The 17,308-nt window shown below is 62.2% G+C and carries 13 protein-coding genes; 8 read left to right on the top strand and 5 right to left on the bottom strand.

Annotated elements, in window-relative coordinates:
• Positions 1-56: 56 nt before the first annotated feature.
• The 3 genes from CGL56_RS15210 to CGL56_RS15200 are packed head-to-tail and all read left to right on the top strand — an operon-like array spanning position 57 to position 1,697.
• The gene (locus CGL56_RS15210; RefSeq protein ID WP_099107437.1) at positions 57-587 is read left to right on the top strand and encodes a hypothetical protein; all 531 of its coding nucleotides are present in this window, start codon (positions 57-59) and stop codon (positions 585-587) included.
• A complete protein-coding gene (locus tag CGL56_RS15205; RefSeq protein WP_099107436.1) occupies positions 563-1,183 on the top strand; it encodes a hypothetical protein in 621 nt (206 codons plus the stop codon). The genes CGL56_RS15210 and CGL56_RS15205 overlap by 25 nt, the downstream gene beginning before the upstream one ends.
• A gap of 19 nt (positions 1,184-1,202) precedes the next feature.
• Positions 1,203-1,697: a DUF4174 domain-containing protein gene (locus tag CGL56_RS15200; RefSeq protein WP_187305584.1), complete on the top strand. Its 495-nt coding sequence runs from the start codon at positions 1,203-1,205 to the stop codon at positions 1,695-1,697.
• On the opposite strand, the gene CGL56_RS15195 is transcribed toward CGL56_RS15200, so the two are convergent.
• The gene (locus CGL56_RS15195) at positions 1,694-2,317 is read right to left on the bottom strand and encodes a C40 family peptidase (protein ID WP_167641626.1); all 624 of its coding nucleotides are present in this window, start codon (positions 2,315-2,317) and stop codon (positions 1,694-1,696) included. The genes CGL56_RS15200 and CGL56_RS15195 overlap by 4 nt on opposite strands.
• 59 nt (positions 2,318-2,376) lie before the next feature.
• On the opposite strand from CGL56_RS15195, the gene CGL56_RS15190 reads away from it, so the two are divergent.
• On the top strand, positions 2,377-3,726 hold the full coding sequence (locus tag CGL56_RS15190; protein WP_099107433.1) for a DUF58 domain-containing protein: 1,350 nt from the start codon (positions 2,377-2,379) through the stop codon (positions 3,724-3,726).
• Here CGL56_RS15190 and CGL56_RS15185 read toward each other — a convergent pair whose 3' ends face one another.
• Positions 3,727-4,095, bottom strand: a complete 369-nt coding sequence (locus CGL56_RS15185) for a YraN family protein (RefSeq protein ID WP_099107432.1) — start codon at positions 4,093-4,095, stop codon at positions 3,727-3,729.
• Positions 4,096-4,178: 83 nt separating this feature from the next.
• On the opposite strand from CGL56_RS15185, the gene CGL56_RS15180 reads away from it, so the two are divergent.
• The gene (locus CGL56_RS15180) at positions 4,179-4,802 is read left to right on the top strand and encodes a hypothetical protein (RefSeq protein ID WP_099107431.1); all 624 of its coding nucleotides are present in this window, start codon (positions 4,179-4,181) and stop codon (positions 4,800-4,802) included.
• A gap of 66 nt (positions 4,803-4,868) precedes the next feature.
• On the opposite strand, the gene CGL56_RS15175 is transcribed toward CGL56_RS15180, so the two are convergent.
• Both CGL56_RS15175 and CGL56_RS15170 read right to left on the bottom strand, forming a co-directional pair.
• Entirely contained in the window at positions 4,869-5,438 is a 570-nt protein-coding gene (locus tag CGL56_RS15175; protein ID WP_099107430.1) for a DUF697 domain-containing protein, read from the bottom strand.
• Between the two features lie 94 nt (positions 5,439-5,532).
• Positions 5,533-6,552, bottom strand: a complete 1,020-nt coding sequence (locus tag CGL56_RS15170) for a nucleoid-associated protein (RefSeq protein ID WP_099107429.1) — start codon at positions 6,550-6,552, stop codon at positions 5,533-5,535.
• A gap of 118 nt (positions 6,553-6,670) precedes the next feature.
• Between CGL56_RS15170 and CGL56_RS15165 the strand changes: the two genes are divergently transcribed.
• Positions 6,671-7,384 carry a pirin family protein gene (locus CGL56_RS15165; RefSeq protein ID WP_099107428.1) on the top strand — a complete coding sequence of 238 codons (714 nt, stop codon included), beginning with the start codon at positions 6,671-6,673 and terminating at the stop codon, positions 7,382-7,384.
• 4 nt (positions 7,385-7,388) lie between these two features.
• On the opposite strand, the gene CGL56_RS15160 is transcribed toward CGL56_RS15165, so the two are convergent.
• Complete coding sequence (locus tag CGL56_RS15160) at positions 7,389-10,940, bottom strand: VCBS repeat-containing protein (RefSeq protein ID WP_099107427.1); 3,552 nt, start codon at positions 10,938-10,940, stop codon at positions 7,389-7,391.
• Positions 10,941-11,142: 202 nt separating this feature from the next.
• On the opposite strand from CGL56_RS15160, the gene CGL56_RS15155 reads away from it, so the two are divergent.
• Positions 11,143-14,382 carry a SusC/RagA family TonB-linked outer membrane protein gene (locus CGL56_RS15155; protein ID WP_209280350.1) on the top strand — a complete coding sequence of 1,080 codons (3,240 nt, stop codon included), beginning with the start codon at positions 11,143-11,145 and terminating at the stop codon, positions 14,380-14,382.
• Positions 14,383-14,463: 81 nt separating this feature from the next.
• Positions 14,464-16,185 carry a RagB/SusD family nutrient uptake outer membrane protein gene (locus tag CGL56_RS15150; RefSeq protein ID WP_099107425.1) on the top strand — a complete coding sequence of 574 codons (1,722 nt, stop codon included), beginning with the start codon at positions 14,464-14,466 and terminating at the stop codon, positions 16,183-16,185.
• Positions 16,186-17,308 lie beyond the last annotated feature (1,123 nt).

The following is a 17,308-nucleotide window of genomic DNA, read 5'->3' as shown; positions in this document are numbered from 1 at the left end:
AAGAAAATCACGGACGGCGGGTAAACCACATCCCTGGTATTTACCTATACTTAATTATGCAGTCCAAAGAGCGAATACTGCGGCATCCGGGGCTGGAACCCCTCTGGCGGAGTGTGGAGCGTGAGCACCGCACCAAGCAGCTCACCGCCCTGGGCGTAATAACGGTTGGCCTGCTGCTGTGTTTGCTCAGCATTCCCTACAGCGTGGGCCTGCCCTTCGTGGGGGCGCTGGCCGCCAGCCTGGGTTTGTACTGGCTGTACCGCCTGCTGAGCGAGCAGCCGCTGGAAGCATTGCGCCGCGACCTGCGGGAACACCCCCGGCGTATCGTGTGGGTGTACGGTATGGTGACCCAACGGATGCCCTTCGGACTCAACCTGATGCGCAGCGGTACCCTTTACTTTTATACCCGGGACGGTGACGTTTACGATTTCAGCCTGCGCGCCGACCGTCTGCTGCTGGTGACCAAGACCCTGAACCGCCTGCTGCCCCACGCCGAGTTCGGCTACACCGAGGAGCGGGAGCTGAAGTACCGCGGCGAACTGACCCCCAAAAACCGAAACCGATGGCCAACTTCTGGCAACGAATAAGCGCCCTCTTCGATGCGGCGGAGAACAGCTCCCCCACCGAACCCGCCGTCCACGAAATGATAAAGCGCGACGCCGACGAGCTGCGGCAGTATGACCACTGGAAGAAGACCCTGGCCCGCCGGCGGCTCTTCGACTGGCTCACCGACCAGTACGCCCTCTTCCAGACCGATCGACCCACCGACCGGGCCATCAGTTTCCTGGAGACCCCGAGCAGCAAGGGCTTCGTCATCCACTTCAGCGAAACCCACTACTCGCGGGAGGAGATCGGCCACTTCTTCCACTACCTGAAGGAGAGGATCCAGCAGCTGAACTACCGCACCCAGATCAGCGACCGCCGGATCTACAGCCGGGAAAACTGGGTAGAAACCCAGGAGCGGCACTACCTCAAGCCACGCACCCGGCAGCAGCGGCTGGATGGCCCCCCGGGGCGGGGCGAACTCGACCAGAAGTTCGGCAACGTCACCGTGGAACTGGAACTACGCGACGACCGCCCCTGGAACCTGCGCCTGCGCGCCACCACTTACCAGGATGCCCTGTATAATACCCCGGAATCCTTCCGGGCCCTCATGGTGGCCATCGCCGGAACACCGGACTAACCGACTGTGTTCCAAGGGTATGAAGCCGTTACTTGCCCTTTGTTTACTGTTTTTTCTTTCGTTGTCCGTCACCGCCCAGAGCCTGCCAGAATACCGCTGGACCTCCCGGGTACTCGTACTCTTTGCCCCCGATCTGGACGACCCCCTGTTCCTGAAGCAGCGGGCCCTGCTGGCCGACGCCTCGGAAGAATTGCGGGAGCGCGACGTGGTGGTGCTGATGGCCACCCCCCAGGGCGACCACGAGAACACCGGGCTGTTCATGCCGGAAAGCAGCTCGGAGTACTTCTACGATTACTTCGGGGCCGAACCCTACCAGCTGGAACTGGCCCTGGTGGGGCTGGACGGGTCGGAAAAATTTCGCGCCAAGAACCAGGTCACCCCGGTGTCCGTCCTGCTGCGCCTCATCGACAGCATGCCGCTGCGGGCGCGGGAACTGCGGCGGGGCTACGGCAACAAGACCTCAATCAATGCCAAGGATCCCACCCCCGACATCCCCGATGGGCGCAAGCACTAGCGCATGAAGGTTTTGACGGCCGAAATCTTGGGCCGCCAGTAGGAGGAGGCCAGGATGTTTTCCCGAATGACCCCCCGGCTGGTGGTGGGGTGGATCACCCAGAGCTCTTCCGGGCCGGCCTCGACGATCATGGAAACGTGAAAGACGGGCTGGTTGGGCCCCCGCCGGAAGAACACCAGGTCACCGGGTTGCGCCTCCTCGGGGTCGATTTCCTTTCCCTGGCGGGCCTGGTCGCGGGAAACGCGGTGGATGCTGATCCCCTCATCGTTGTAGAGGTACTTCACGAAGCCCGAACAGTCGAAGCCTTCCCCCGGGGTATTGCCGCCGTATTTGTAGCGGAGGCCCAGGTATTGCTCGGCGTGGGACACCAGGCTGTTACGGATCAATCCCGTGGTGCCTTCTTCCGCTGCAGGTGCAGCGGGCTTGCGGGCGGGAGCCGGTTTGCTGCGGCGCGGGGGCACGGTGGCTTCCCGCGGAGCGGGACGGGGCCGGCTGCGTTCGGCGGTGGCGGTCGTCTTGCCCGCACGTGATGGGTTGCGGACGGAGCTGACCGGACGGAAGGAATTACAACTGGTAAAGACCAGACTGAGCAACAGGATGATGAGGGTGGATGACTTCAAGCGCGGCAATTGTGAAATGGGAACGCCCCCTGCGGCGAATTTAGTTTAGCTTTCACACCGTGAACCGCCATTTCCTACTTTTCCGCTGGCCGCTGGCCGATGCCTACCTGGGGCAGCGCTTCTTCTGGTGGCTGGCAGGGGTAGTGGTGGTTTCTGCCCTTGGATTCCGTTATCCACCCCTGTACTGGGTAGCGGTAGCCAGTCTGGCGGTCCTGGTCGGAACCACCCTCGCCAACGGCTGGCGGCTCCGGCGGGCTGCGGCGGGGGTGAGCGCGGTGCGTCGGCCGCCGCGGGTACTTTCCCTGGGTGACCCCCTGCCGGTTGAGCTGGACCTGAGCAACACAAGTGCCATGGCCCTCCACCTCCTCGTCATCGATGAGTGGCCCGTCCAGCTGCAGTTGCGTGACCACCGCTTGTCCCTGCGGGTGGCGGCGGGGGAGGACGTCACGGCTGCCTACACCGTTCGGCCGACCACCCGGGGGGAATACATCTTCGGTAGCGTCAACCTCTTCCTGTCCGACGACTGGGGACTGGTGGAGTGGCGGCGGCGGGTGCCGCAGGAGCAACGGATTGCCGTTTATCCGAGCCTCGTCCAGCTTCGGCGGTTTGCCTTCCACGCCGCTGCACCCGTATCTTTTACCGGCCGGCGGCGGCCCCGGCCGGAGACCCGGAGTTACGAGTTCGACCAAATCAGGGCTTACGTACCGGGTGACGACCGGCGGACGGTAAACTGGAAGGCTACCGCCCGCCGCGGCGGGCTGATGGTGAATTCCTACGCCACCGAGCAGGCGCAGCGCATCTATTGTTTCCTGGACAAGGGGCGGACCATGCTCCTGCCCTTCGGGGGGCTCAGCCTGCTGGACCACGCCGTGAACGCCTCCCTCGCCCTGACCAACATTGTCCTCCAGCGCGGCGATCGGGCGGGCCTGCTCTGCTTCTCCGATCAGCCTGGCGATTACCTGGCCGCCGACAATCGCCCCGATCAACTGCGGCGCGCCCTGCAACTCCTCTACCGGCAGCGGGAGCAGGAGGGGGAGAGCGACTACGAACTGCTGTACCGGGCCACCCGCCACTACCTGCCCGCGCGGAGCATGGTCGTCCTGTTCACCAACTTCGAGAGCAACTACGCCCTGGACCGGGTGCTGCCGGTACTGCGGCGGATGGGGCGCGACCACGCCCTGGTAGTTGTACTGTTCGAGAACCCGGAAATTGCCGCTTTGCTGGAGGAGCCCACCCCGGACGCGGCGGCCGTATACCGGAAATCCGCGGCCCGCCACCACCTGCAGGAGCGGGAACTGATGGCGCTGCGGCTGCGCCGCAACGGCGTGCACGTGGTCCTGACCCAGCCCGGCGAACTGACCGGTGCCGTAATCCGCCGCTACCTCGACCTGAAGGGCAGGGGGCTGTGATCAGAACAGGCCGGGGAAAAAGACATCCTCGTAATGGGTGAGCTGGTAGTCGGTGGGGGAACGGTACAGAATGGCGATGAGGTCGAAACGGATTTCCCATTCGTAATTCACTTCCTCCATATACATCGAGGCGGCCCGGCTGATCCTCCGCTGCTGTTCGGGCTTGAAGAAGGTACTGGGGTGGCCGAAGGCCAGGGAGCTGCGGGTCTTCACCTCCACGAATACCAGGATGCCGTCGCGGCGGGCGATGATGTCGATTTCGGTGCGCCGGTAACGGTAGTTGCGGGCCTCCACGGTGTAACCGTGGTCGAGCAGGTAGCGCTGCGCCAACGCTTCCCCCCGCTCGCCCGTCTGCTTTCGGTCCGTCATATGGCTAAACTACCACCCCGAGGTGGATAAGCCGGTCAATTGCCTCGCCGCCCTATTATCTTTACCCCTCAACCCCGATTACCATGCGCGCTAGCTTTCTCCTGCTCCTTTCCCTGTTCCTGCTGTCCGATTTCGCCCACGCCCAGACCCGGGAAGACCAGGCGCGGGACGACCTGAGCTACGGCGGCAACGCCCGGCGGGTACAGGAGAACCAGGGTGGGGACATCTGGTACGGCGCGGGTGCCACCATCGGCTTCCAGGCCAACAGCTACTCGAGCTCCTTCCGCATCGGCGTGGCACCCATGGCCGGCTACAAGGTGAACAACTTCCTGAGCGTGGGCCCGCGGGTCAGCCTTATCTACAATGCCTTCCGCTACGACGGGGGGTTCAACGGCTCCGATTTCCGGGACAAATCGCTCACCTGGGCGGCGGGACTGTTCACCCGGGCCAAGATCTACCGGGGTTTCTTCGCCCACGCCGAGTACAGCCTGCTGAGTGAGAAAGAATTTTACCAGGACCCCGGCACCGGGAACATTGCCGACCGCCGGATCACCCGCGCCATTCCCTTCCTGGGGGCCGGCCTGAGCCAGGGTGGGGGAGTGGGCTCCACGGGCTTCGAGATCCTCATCCTGTTCCGCGTCAGCCAGCGGGAGCGGCTCAACGACGCCCCCTACGAGATCCGCAGCGGCATCAACTACAACTTCTAAACGAAAAGCCCCGCGGCACCAGTGGCCGCGGGGCTTTTACGCTTTTCCCTTTTTGGGGGAAGGGAATTACTTGTTGAGTAGGTAACCGAAGTTTCCGCGGAAGCCGGCTACCTTGGTGGGGTTCCATTCTCCCTGCTGTACCTGGGCCACTACGTGGTTGACGATCTCGCTGACCGTCACGTCGGCCGGGTTTTCGCCGCTCATCAGTCGGGCCTGGTAGATTTTGCCGATCTCGGCGGTGAGGAAACCGCTCAGGGCCGCCTGGGTAGCGCCGCCGATGAGGAACTTCAGGGGGGTGAAGGCACGGGTGATGCTGGTGGCTACGCTGGTGAGCAGCCGCCCGCCCAGGGAGGTGATGCCGGTGGTAATGGTCATCCGGATCAGCTGATCGTCGACGTCGTACTCGTAGATCTCGGCCAGGTCCTTGATCATCTTCACCTGGATGGCGGTCAGGGCGATCACGTCCAATCCGAAACTCGGGATCAGTCCGGCGGCCGTGCCGAAGAGGGCGTACTTTCTGATCAGGGCGTCAGCCTGTTCCTGCTTGCCGGAAGGGCTGTTCTGGGCCGGGAGGTTTTCTCCGCTGCCGGTGGTGGATTCAGTTGACTTGCTGGTGGTTGGATCGGACGTTGCCATAACGATAGTAGGTTTTGGTTGCTGGTGTACAGTAGTGTATCCCTACAACCAATCCCCGGGCGGTAGATGTTCGTTGGGCCCCGTTTTTCCGCGCTTACTCCCCGTACTGGTCCAGCAGCAGGCTGGCCAGCTCCTCGCTGTTGATGGTGATCTTGCCGCTTACTTCGTCCACGTGCACCTGCCCGTTGCGGAAATGGTCCTTGGTGCAGGTCAGGCTGATGCCTCCCACGCCGGCCCGCAGGTAGAAGCGATTGCGCAGGGCCTTGCGGTCGACGCGGAAGCCCTCATCCAGGGAGCTGCCACTCTCGGCCAGCATCTCCTGCAGGGGTTTCTCGTTGCCGTAGAAATGCTCGTCGAAGTCCTGTACCCGAATGGTGTGCTGGGGCGCCTTGGAGGCGTACTTCACCAGGGCTTTCTCAAAGTCACCCTCGTTCATGGCGAAACCGGTTTCACGGTCCTTCGGGACGGGGAGCTCGTCCACCATCTCCAGGAAGCTCTGGGTCAGTTCCGCGCTGGTTTCCGGCCGGTCGATTCCTACCCAGTCGGTAAAGTACTGGCTGATGGCGCTCTGGGTGCGGGCGTGGCGGATCATCTGGACATTGCGCCCCTTGCCGGCCAACAGGCGGGCGGCCATGGCCATGTTCTGAATGTCGAGGTAGGCCGTGGTCTGCAGCTTCAGGCGCGCGTGGCCCTCGTCTTCCACGAACAGCAGTCCCTCGGTGTTCCGGATCATGTAGATGCCGAGCATGCGGTGCTCATCCATGGTGTAGTCGGCGAAGAGGAGGTAGCCCCCCTTGGCTCCGGTCACCCCCTGGAGGTTGTCCTTCAGCACCGCCATGGCGTTCTGGCTGAAGGCGATGAAGGGCGCCCGCCCCCGGCCCTCCTCCAGCCAGTTCTGGTAGTAGGCGGGGAACAAACCCTCGTCCGGCTCCACCAGGTAGCCCTGCAACAGGTCCGTTTTTCGCTCGAAGGTTTCGTCCAGGCGACCGATCAAATCGATGGCCTGCTCGGTAATGGGAAGGGCCTCCTCGCTGAGCAGCAGATCGGCCTCGGCCATTTCGGGCTGCTTTTTCAGTTCGTGGACAATGGCGTGGTGTACGATGAGCTGATCCATGCCGGCGAAGGTAGCGCAAAGGCCGGCGAAAGATCAACCCGCCGGCCGGAACTAACGGCAACTAATCCGCGGGAGACATTGTTATACACCCGTAATTAATGTACATACACGCAACATCATGAAGACGATCTATCATCCCGCCGCTTCCCGGGGCTACGCCAACCACGGCTGGCTCTCCACCCACCATTCGTTCAGTTTCGCCCGCTACTACAATCCCGAGCGGATGCAGTTTGGCGCCCTGCGCGTCCTCAACGACGATGAAGTAGCCGGAGGGCGGGGCTTCGGTAGCCACCCCCACGACAATATGGAAATCGTCTCCATCCCCCTGGAGGGCGACCTGGAGCACCAGGACAGTATGGGGAACACCACCGTCATTCGGGAAGGCGATGTCCAGGTGATGAGCGCCGGAACCGGCGTGGTGCACTCCGAGAAGAACCGGAATCCGGACCGCCCCGTCAAATTCCTCCAGATCTGGGTGTTCCCCCGGGAACGGAACGTAGAGCCGCGCTACGACCAGGAAACGCTGGATACGGGTGCCGAGGATGGTCGCTGGCATCCCGTAGTCACGCCCGAACCGCAGCCGGGGGCCGTGTGGATGCACCAGGACGCCTGGTTCAGCATCGGCCGGTTCGCCGCCGGCACCACCACGGAGTATACCCTGAACCGGTCCGGGAACGGCGTTTACCTCTTCGTGCTCGAAGGCAGTGCCACCGTCAACGGCCAAACGCTGAATCGACGGGACGCGCTGGGCGTCACGGAAGCGGATGGGTTCACCGTGGACGCAGGTACCCAGGGCGCCCGCATTCTGGCCATCGAGGTGCCGATGGAGTAGTTTCCTACCGGCTGGGTTGCGCGGTGGCTCCCTTGAAGGTGTGCACCTGGATATCCGTGGCTCCGGCGGGCAGCCAGATGTCGCGGCTGCGCTGGCTCAGGTAGCCGCTTCCGTAGTATACCTCCGTCAGGCTGGGCTTCCCGTTCACGGTGTAGGTGACCCGCTGGGCATCGGCCGGCACCCGCACCAGCTGTCCTGCCTGAGCGAGCCGGTAGGCGGTGGTCGGGCCCTGGTTTTCGGAGGCCACGAGGGTGGGGGCACCATTGACGTTCACCACCGTGAGGCTGCGGCCGTTCCCCGGCACGTGGAAGTCACGCTCGGCGGCCGGAATGAATGTTCGGCTGCCGGGGTCGAACAGCAGCACCAGCCCGTTCAGGGCGTTCAGCATCCCCATGCCGGTTTCGGTACCGTAATCGTTGCCGATGGCCACCAGGTCCGGATGGCCGTCGGCGTTGACGTCCAGGGCCTGCATGCCGAAGAGGGGGGCCACCTGGGCCGCCCGCGGCAGTTCGTGAAAGGCAAAGTTGCCGTCGCCCAGGTTCTCGATCCAGGCCGAGCGGAGGTAGTTGGACCGCAGGGCGGTGATCTTTGCTTCCGGGTAGCCGGAGAGCACGTCCTCGATGGTGGCCCGGCCGAAATCCTCGTGGCGGGGATAGCGGCGTTTGACGCTGATGAGTTGCTTTTCGGTATCCGTCCGCTGGTGGTGGGGGAACTCCCGGTAGGTACCGTCCTCGGCCAGAACGTAGTCCGAAACGAGCACGTCGTAGCCGCCGTTGCCGTCCAGGTCGCCGCCGTACAGTCCTACAAAGTCGCTACCGCTCCCGCCGTAAAGGTGGTTGGCACCGAAGTTCCCGGCGGCGTAGTCCAGGTCACCGTCGCGGTCGAAGTCTGCCGCGGCCAGTCCGTTCCACCAGCCTACGTGGTCGGCAAAAGCGGCCGGGCTATTCTCCCGGAGGGTGCCTTTCTGGTTTTCGAACAGCCGGAGCCCCATGCCCTGTCCGGCAATGAGCAGGTCTACCCATCCGTCGGCGTTGTAGTCGGTCCAGAGGGCGTCGGTGACCAGTCCGAGTGCGGTAAAGGCGGGCGGGGACGCGGGTGCAAAGGAACCCCGGCCGTCGTTGATCAGTAGGTAGCTGTCCACGGCCTCGGGGAAGCGGCCGGGGTTGAGGCGACCGCCCACGAAAAGGTCCAGGTCCCCGTCGCGGTCAACGTCCGCCGCGCGGACGCAGGATCCACTCGACTGCAGCCCGGGCAGGCCCGCGGGGTGGGGGGTGAAGCGTCCCTGTCCGTCGTTGAGCAGGAGCTGGTCCAGCAGTTCCGGACGGTTCACGGCGAACTCACTGCCCCCGCTCACGAGGTATAGGTCCTGGTCGCCGTCACCGTCTGCGTCGAAGAAAAGTACGCCCAGGTTTTCATTCGCTGCCTCTTCGGGCAGCGCGGGTGCCGCGGTGAAGGTAGGCTCACCCTTTCCGTTACGGCCCTGCAGCAACAGTTCGCCGTGGAAGAAGTGGGAGCCGGAGCGGTAGATGTCCTCCAGCCCGTCCCCGTTGACGTCGGCCACGGCCAGCCCAGGACCGTACTCGGAGAGCTTGTGGGGCAGCAGGGGCTGCACGTTGAAGTCGATGAAAAGGCTGTCGCGGTGTTCGGAAAAACCCCGGAGCAGGTCAGGGGCGGCCACCAGCCGGGCGGCCGCGGGGGCGGGCCGCGCGGCGGGGGGAGCGGGTTGTCCGCCGGCCTTGTCGAGGGTGACGCGTTGGTCCCAGCTTACATCCTTATATATATAGGACTCCCCGTCCGGCCAGTCGACCCTCACCATCTGCAGGGAGTCGCCGGGGCGGAAGCCGAAGTGGAGGACGTCGGCCACGCTGGAGAGGAAGCCGCGCACGGGATGGTTGTAGGTTGTCTGGGTGGCGGAATCCGATACTACCGTAACCCGGGCACCGAGGGCCTGGGTGTTCTGCCCTTCTCCCCGCAGTTGCAGCTGCAGCCAGTGGCCGGCGAAAGCCGGCCCTCCGAGGTTGATCAGGTCGTTGCGGAAGAGGAAGCAGCTGTCGTTGATGTTGTTGACCACGTAGTCGAGGTCACCGTCGTTGTCGAGGTCAACGTAGACCGCGCCGTTGCTGAACGAGGGGTGGTCGAAGCCCCATTCCGCTACGCGCTTGGTGAAGTGGGGCAAGGCGTTGCCGTCGTTCTCGTAGGCGTAGTTGGGGATCTTGACCGAGGGGATCTGGGCCAGGCGGGTTTCCCGGCTTGCCAGGTTGCTGACCTGGACGTTGTAGTCCATAAAGTCGCGGTCGGTGATGTCACGCGGGAAGCCGTTCGTGATAAGCAGGTCGCGGTCGCCATCGTTGTCGACGTCGGCGGCCAGGGGGCTCCAGCTCCAGTCGGTAGCGGCTATGCCGGCCATCATACCCACCTCGGTGAGGATGAAGGAGGTGTCGTTCACCGGCTGGTTGAGCTGCAGTACGTTGCGGGTGAACTGCGGCAGGTAGTTGAAGCGGAGATTATTTAGATAGCCGTTGTAGTTGTTCGGGGGCATCATGGCCTTGCGCCGGAGGTTGTCCTCGGGGAACATATCGACGGTGAAGACGTCATCGCGGCCGTCGTTATTCAGGTCGGCCACGTCGTTGCCCATGGCGGAGTAGCTGCTGTGCTTGAGGTATTCCATGGCGCGGTCCGTGAAGGTGCCGTCCTGGTTGTTGATCCACAGCAGGTCATTGCTGACGTAGTCGTTGGTGATGTAGAGGTCGGGCCAGCCGTCGGCGTTAATGTCACAGACGCTGACGCCCAGTCCGAAGCCTTCCTTGAGGATGCCGGCTTCCTTGCCCACTTCGGTGAAGCGGGGGAGGCCGTCGGGGCCGGGGCCATCGTTGCGGTACAGCTTGTCGTTCTTGCGGCCGCTGCCGTCGGTGATCTTGGGCAGGTAACGGTTGGGTAGGGCCCGGTTGTCCATTTCGTTCACCAGGATGTAGAGGTCCAGGTCGCCGTCGCGGTCGTAATCGAAGAAGGCGGACTGGGTGGTGTGGGAGGTGTCGGCAATGCCACAGCTGGCGGCCACCTCCCGGAATTGGGGGATGGCAAGCCCGTCCTCGTTCACGGTGCTGCCCTCGTTCAGGTAAAGCAGGTTGGCCCTTCGGCTGCCGGGTTCGTAGATGGTGGCACTGACGTAGAGGTCGGGCAAACCGTCGGCGTTGATGTCGGTCACCGCGATTCCACTGCACCAGCGTCCGCGCCCGGAAACGCCGGCCAGTTCGGTCACGTCCTGAAAGCGCATGTCGCCCAGGTTGAGGAACAGCTTGTTTTCGGTGGTATTCCCGGTGAAGTAGAGGTCGGTAAGCCCGTCGCCGTTGAAGTCGGCGGCGCCTACGCCCCCGCCGTTGTAGACGTATTCGAAGTCGAGAATGTTAAAAGTGTCATTTTCGGTGATCCGATTGGCGAAGGTGAGGCCGCTTTTTGCGGGGTCAATGCGTTGGAACAGGGCAGACGATGATTCGTCGCGACAACCGGACAGCGCTAACAGGCTGAACAACAGAACAAGGGAAACGAAAACTTTCATGCGTAAGGTTGAGGAATGGCCAAGATAGCAAGGATGCAGCCCCCCCGGATTATCGGAAGCTGTAAGATTGCCGTCGATTGGACTTTTTCCACCCCGCGCCTTGTATCTAAAAATTGGTATGTTAGCGCCTTATTAGAAGATTGAGAACCGCCCCGGTGGCGATTCCCCAAATCCTTTTGAACTCACTAACTTAATCTCGATCATGAAACAACTATTAGGCCTTGTGATGGCGTTGCTGTGCTCAGCAGCCATCTACGGGCAAACGACCGTGACCGGAACCATAACCGATCCGGATGGATTCCCCCTCGTGGGGGCGACGGTGCTGGCAAAGGGAACTACCGCAGGAACCGTAGCCGACCTCGACGGCAAGTACTCACTCACGGTTCCGGCCAACGTCACCGAACTCGTCTTCTCCTACACCGGCTACGAAACCCAAACCCTGGTCCTGAGCGGCCAGACGGTGGTTGACGTGGTTATGTCCGAAGGGGTAGCCCTCGACGAAGTCGTGGTTACGGGTTACGCCGTGACCAGCAAGCGGCAGACCACGGGCGCCATCTCCACGGTAAGCACCGAGGAGCTCACCGCCGTTCCTTCGGGCAACGTCGAACAGCAGCTCCAGGGCCGCGCCGCCGGGGTAACCGTAATCACCAACGGTCAGCCCGGTACGGAGTCGATCATCCGCGTTCGCGGTTTCGGATCCTTCGGTGGCAACAACCCCCTCTACGTAGTGGACGGGGTGCCCCAGACCAACATCAACTTCCTGTCGCCCGACGACATCCAGAACACCTCCATCCTGAAGGACGCCGCCTCGGCCTCCATCTACGGAGCCCGCGCCGCCAACGGCGTAGTGGTTATCCAGACCAAGCGCGGCACCCGCGAGCCTTCGCCCCTGAAGGTGACCTACGACGGACTGACCGGTTTCACCGACCCCGGCAAGGGTCAGCCCATCCTCACGCCCGAGCAGGACGCGATGAAGACCTGGGAAGCCATCCGCAACACCGCGGCAGCTAACGGCACCACGCCCGTTTTTGACCACCCCCAGTACGGCAGCGGTGAAAACCCCGTCCTGCCCGACTACATCCTGGTGGGCAGCATCGGTGGTGTTCGCGGAACGGTTGACCTCGAGGCTGAGCGTGAAAAGTACAACATCAACCCCGCCGCCGGCCCCCTTTACCAGGTGGTCCGCGCCAACAAGGAGGGTACCGACTGGTACGACGCCATCACCCGCACGGCGATGACCAACCGCCACACCCTGGGTTTCAGCGGTTCCACGGAAAACACCCGCTACTACGTCAGCCTGGGTGCCCAGATCCAGGAGGGTATCCTGCTGAACAATACCTACGAGCGCTACACCTCGCGCATCAACACCGAGTTTGACCTCGGCAGCCGCGTCCGCTTCGGACAGAACCTGCAGTTCACCCACCGCAAGGCCCTCGGCCTGACCGGCGACGGTGGCGGTGCCGGTAGCTCCGACGACGAGAACGAAATTCTTTCGGCTTTCCGCCTCAACCCCCTCATCCCCGTTTACGATGAGTTCGGTGGCTACGCCGGTACCAAGGCCCCCGGCTTCGGTAACCCCCGCAACCCGGTGGCTGCCCGCGACGGACTGGCCAACAACCAGAACTTCGACAACATTGCCTTCGGTAACCTTTACCTCGAGTTCGACCCCATCGAGGAGCTGACCCTGCGGTCGAGCTTCGGTGGCAAGTACATCGGCTACAACGGCCGCTGGTACAGCCGGCAGACCTACGAGAACGCCGAGAACAACGCCAGCTTCGGCTACGGTGAGTTCCAGGGTTACGGTACGGACTGGATCTGGACCAACACCGCCAAGTACGAGCGCGACTTCGGTGGCCACAACGTGAACCTGCTGGTGGGCGTCGAGGCGCTGGAAGCCGACAAGTTCCGCAACAGCAGCGGATCGGGCATCAACCCCTTCAGCCAGAGCGTTGACTTCATCTCGCTGAACAACGTAGAGAGCCGCCAGGTATTCTCGAACTTTACCAACGGCAGCCGCTTCTTCTCGGTCTTCAGCCAGCTGAACTACAACTGGAACGACAAGTACTACGTAACCGGTGTACTGCGCCGCGACGGCTCCAGCCGCTTCGGTGCCGAGAACCGCTACGGTACCTTCCCCGCTCTTTCCGCCGCCTGGCGCGTCACGAGCGAGCCTTTCATGCAGAACCAAAGCGTCTTTGCTGACCTGAAAATCCGTGGTGGATGGGGACAGATGGGTAACTCCAACAACGTTTCCGGCGACAACCGCTTCTCGCTGTTCGGAACCAGCCTGGGTGCCTCGAGCTACGACATCACCGGTTCGAACTCCTCGGCCGCAACCGGCTTCTTCCGCAGCCGCATCGGTACGGAAACCGCCCGCTGGGAAACCTCGGTGACTTCCAACATCGGCTTCGACGCTACCCTTGGCGGTGGCAACTTTGACATCATCGTCGACCTGTGGCGCAAGGAAACCAACGACCTGCTGGTACAGCTGCCCATCCCCAACGTACTCGGCCCCAGCGCTACCCCCCCGGTAGTGAACATCGGCAGCATGCTGAACCAGGGTCTTGACGCCTCCCTCATCTACCGCGCCAAGATTGGCAGCGACTTCTCGATCGAGACCACCATCAACGGTGCCCTCCTTAAGAACGAGATCACCAAGTTCACCGACGACGTTGACTTCTTCGACGTAGGAGGTACCCGCATCTCGGGCACCATCGTCCGCAACCAGGTCGGCATGCCCCTGTCTTCCTTCTTTGGCTACAAGGTGCTCGGCCTGTTCCAGAGCGAGTCGGAGGTCAACAGCGCCCCCACCCAGGAAGGAGCTGCTCCCGGCCGCTTCCGTTTCGAGGACAACAACAGCCGCGACGAGAACGGCGACCTCACCGGTATGCCCGACGGGCAGATCACCGAGGCCGACCGTACCTTCCTCGGCAGCGCCGTTCCCGATTTCACCGGTGGCCTGAACCTGAAGCTGAACTACAAGGGCTTCGACCTGACCAGCTTCTTCTACACCTCGCTGGGTGGTGAGATCTACAACAACTCCAAGTGGTTCACCGACTTCTACGGCACCTTCGTAGGCGCCGCGGTATCCACCCGCGTACTCGACAGCTGGTCGCCGACCAACACCGACACCGACGTGCCGATCTACGAGAACATCTCGAACTTCAGCACCTCGACCCAGTCGAACAGCTACTACGTCGAAAACGGCAGCTACCTGCGCCTGCAGTACCTCGCCCTGGGGTACAACTTCTCGGAGAACGCCTTCGGCGGTGCCCTGCAGAACGTACGCGTGGCCCTGGCCGCCAATAACGTCTTCACCATCTCCGGTTACGATGGTCTCGACCCCGCCGTTGGTGGTGCCGCCGACACCAAGTTCGGTGTTGACGTAGGCAACTACCCCGTTACCCGTGCTTACAACCTGAGCGTTCACGTCGGATTCTAAGCCAACCCCATTCTCCACCCGGGGGCATCCTCTCCGGAGCCTCCGGGTGGAGCTATCAACACAACTTTACAACAATAAATCATGCAGACTACTAAACGTCTCACCTATATACTAGCCGCGATAGCGTCCCTGGGGCTGGGTTTCAACAGCTGCTCCGAGGACTTCCTCGAAGTGGCCCCCACGGGCTCCCTTAACGAGTCCGTACTCAGTACCCCCGCCGGCATCGACGGCCTCCTCATCGGTGCCTACTCACAACTGGGCGGCCGCGGCAACTGGTTCGGTGGCGCCTCCAACTGGGTACACGGTTCCATCCAGGGCGGCGACGCCAACAAGGGTACGGAAACCGGTGACTTTACTGCCATCAACGAGGTGGTAGAGTACCAGCTCTCGCCCACCTCCCAGGTTCCCCGCGACCGCTGGTCGGCCATGTACGAGGGCATCGCCCGCTCGAACGCCGCCCTGAAGGTGGCCAACACCTCGGAAGACCCCACCGTAACCGATGCCTTCCGCACCCGCGCCATCGGCGAAGGACGTTTCCTCCGCGGACACTACTACTTCCAGCTGGAAATCTCCTACAACAACGCCCCCTACATTACCGAAGACCTGACTGCGGAGGAGGCCGTACTGGTACCCTCCAGTGATCTGTGGCCCCACATCGAGGAGGACTTCAAAGCCGCTTTCGACAACCTGCCCGAGACCCAGAGCCAGGCCGGACGCGCCAACAAGACGGCCGCCGCCGCTTACCTCGGCAAAGCCTACCTCTTCCAGGGTAAGTGGGCCCAGGCCAAGGAGATGTTCGACTACGTCGTCAACCAGGGCAAGACCGCCAACGGTCAGGACGTAGGCCTGATGGAGAACTACGCCGACGTGTTCAACGCTGAGTTTGACAACCACAAGGAGTCGATCTTCGCCATCCAGGCCGCCGCCAACACCGGTACGACCAACAATGCGAACCCTGATTTCGCGCTGAACTTCCCCCACAACACCGGCTCCAGCGGACCCGGCAACTGCTGTGGATTCTTCCAGCCCAGCTTCGACTTGGTGAACTCCTTCCGCACCGAAGACGGTAAGCCCCTCCTCGACGGCAGCTACCGCTCCGACAGCGAGGAACTGAAGACTGACTTCGGTATCGCTTCCGCCGATCCTTTCACGGTAGACACCAAGCCCGTAGACCCCCGTCTCGACCACTCCGTCGGACGCCGCGGCATCCCTTACCTCGACTGGGGCATCTTCCCCGGCCGCGACTGGATCCGCGACCAGGCCCACGCCGGTCCCTACTCGCCCAAGAAGTTCGTCTACTACAAGGCCCAGGAGAACACCTTCTCCGACGGTACCAGCTGGACCCGCGGTTACCCCGCCGTGAACTACATCATCATCCGTTACGCCGACGTTCTGCTGATGCTGGCCGAAGCCGAAATCGAACTCGGTAACCTCGACCGCGCCCTGGAACTGATCAACATGGTTCGCGAGCGCGCCGCCAACTCCGAGCTGGCCGACTCTCCCGCCAACTACGAGATCAGCCTCTACGACGACCTCGGCAGCCAGGAGAACGCCCGCAACATCCTGCAGTTTGAGCGCAAGCTCGAGCTCTCGGGAGAAGGCCACCGCTTCTTCGACCTCCGTCGCTGGGGCCGTGCCGAATCCTTCCTGAACGGCTACATCAACTACGAAAAGCAGTACCTGCCCGTACAGTTCGGCGGTGCTGAGTTCCGGGCCCCCCAGGACCTGTACTACCCGATCCCCCAGGGTCAGATCGACCTTCAGGGCTTCGAAGTACTGGGCCAGAACCCCGGCTACGAGTAACCATTACTCCGTCGTCGCCCGACCTTGAGCGGCCAGGATTCCTTGGGGATCCTGGCCGCTTTTTTGTTTAGGAAACACCATTTACGATATAGGATTTGCGGGGCAGCTCGCTAGGCTCGTCAGGTCGAGGCCCTTCGGGCCGAGTAGTTTACGGGGGGAGGGCCTCCAGGCCCGAGGGGCATTTGCCATTTACGATGTACCAGATACAATGTGGAATTGGCGGGGCAGCTCACTACAAAGGTCGAGGCCCTTCGGGCCGAGTGATTTTCACCACTGAGGCACGGAGGGCCACTGAGTTTATGGCTGATACCTTAGTATAGCTCAGTGGTTTGCTGAGGTAGTGGGTGGAGGTACTGCGCTCGAGGCCCAAAGGTCACGGGCCGAGTGCTATATACTTCGGCGGTTGCAGTTTGATGTGCGATTCTCGATACTCGATTCCTGATATCCGATTTGGCTACCGCACGGCTCTGCTAACTGCCGCTCGTGAACGCCATACCCGCGGGGCCCCTTCCGCGGTGTTCCCCCGCGGAACTGACCCCGCTTATGATAACCGTCCCTTCCAGGGCCGGAGGGGGGGAGGATTTACGATTTCTGATTTACGAAGTAGGATTTGCGGCTGCGCTCGAAGCCCAAAGGTCGCGGGCCGAGTGATTTTCACCACTGAGGCGCGGAGGGCCACTGAGTTCATGGCTGACACCTTAGTATAGCTCAGTGGTTTGCTGAGGTAGTGGGTGGAGGTACTGCGCTCGAGGCCCAAAGGTCACGGGCCGAGTGCTATATACTTCGGCGGTTGCAGTTTGATGTGCGATTCTCGATACTCGATTCCTGATATCCGATTTGGCTACCGCACGGCTCTGCTAACTGCCGCTCGTGAACGCCATACCCGCGGGGCCCCTTCCGCGGTGTTCCCCCGCGGAACTGACCCCGCTTATGATAACCGTCCCTTCCAGGGCCGGAGAGGGGGAGGATTTACGATTTCTGATTTACGAAGTAGGATTTGTGGCTTGTCCGTGCCTAATATAGCTTGACGGATTAGTGTAAATGATTAGGCGGGAACAGGTCTAGCTGCCCGGTATTGTTTATTATCTGCGTATTCTGTTCGGTGTACACGTGTACACCCGGC

The sequence above is a fragment of the Neolewinella marina genome, from assembly GCF_002631205.1.
GTDB classification, from domain to species: domain Bacteria; phylum Bacteroidota; class Bacteroidia; order Chitinophagales; family Saprospiraceae; genus Neolewinella; species Neolewinella marina.
Note: the sequence above shows the minus strand (reverse complement) of the source record. Positions and strands in the feature narration are given on the sequence as shown.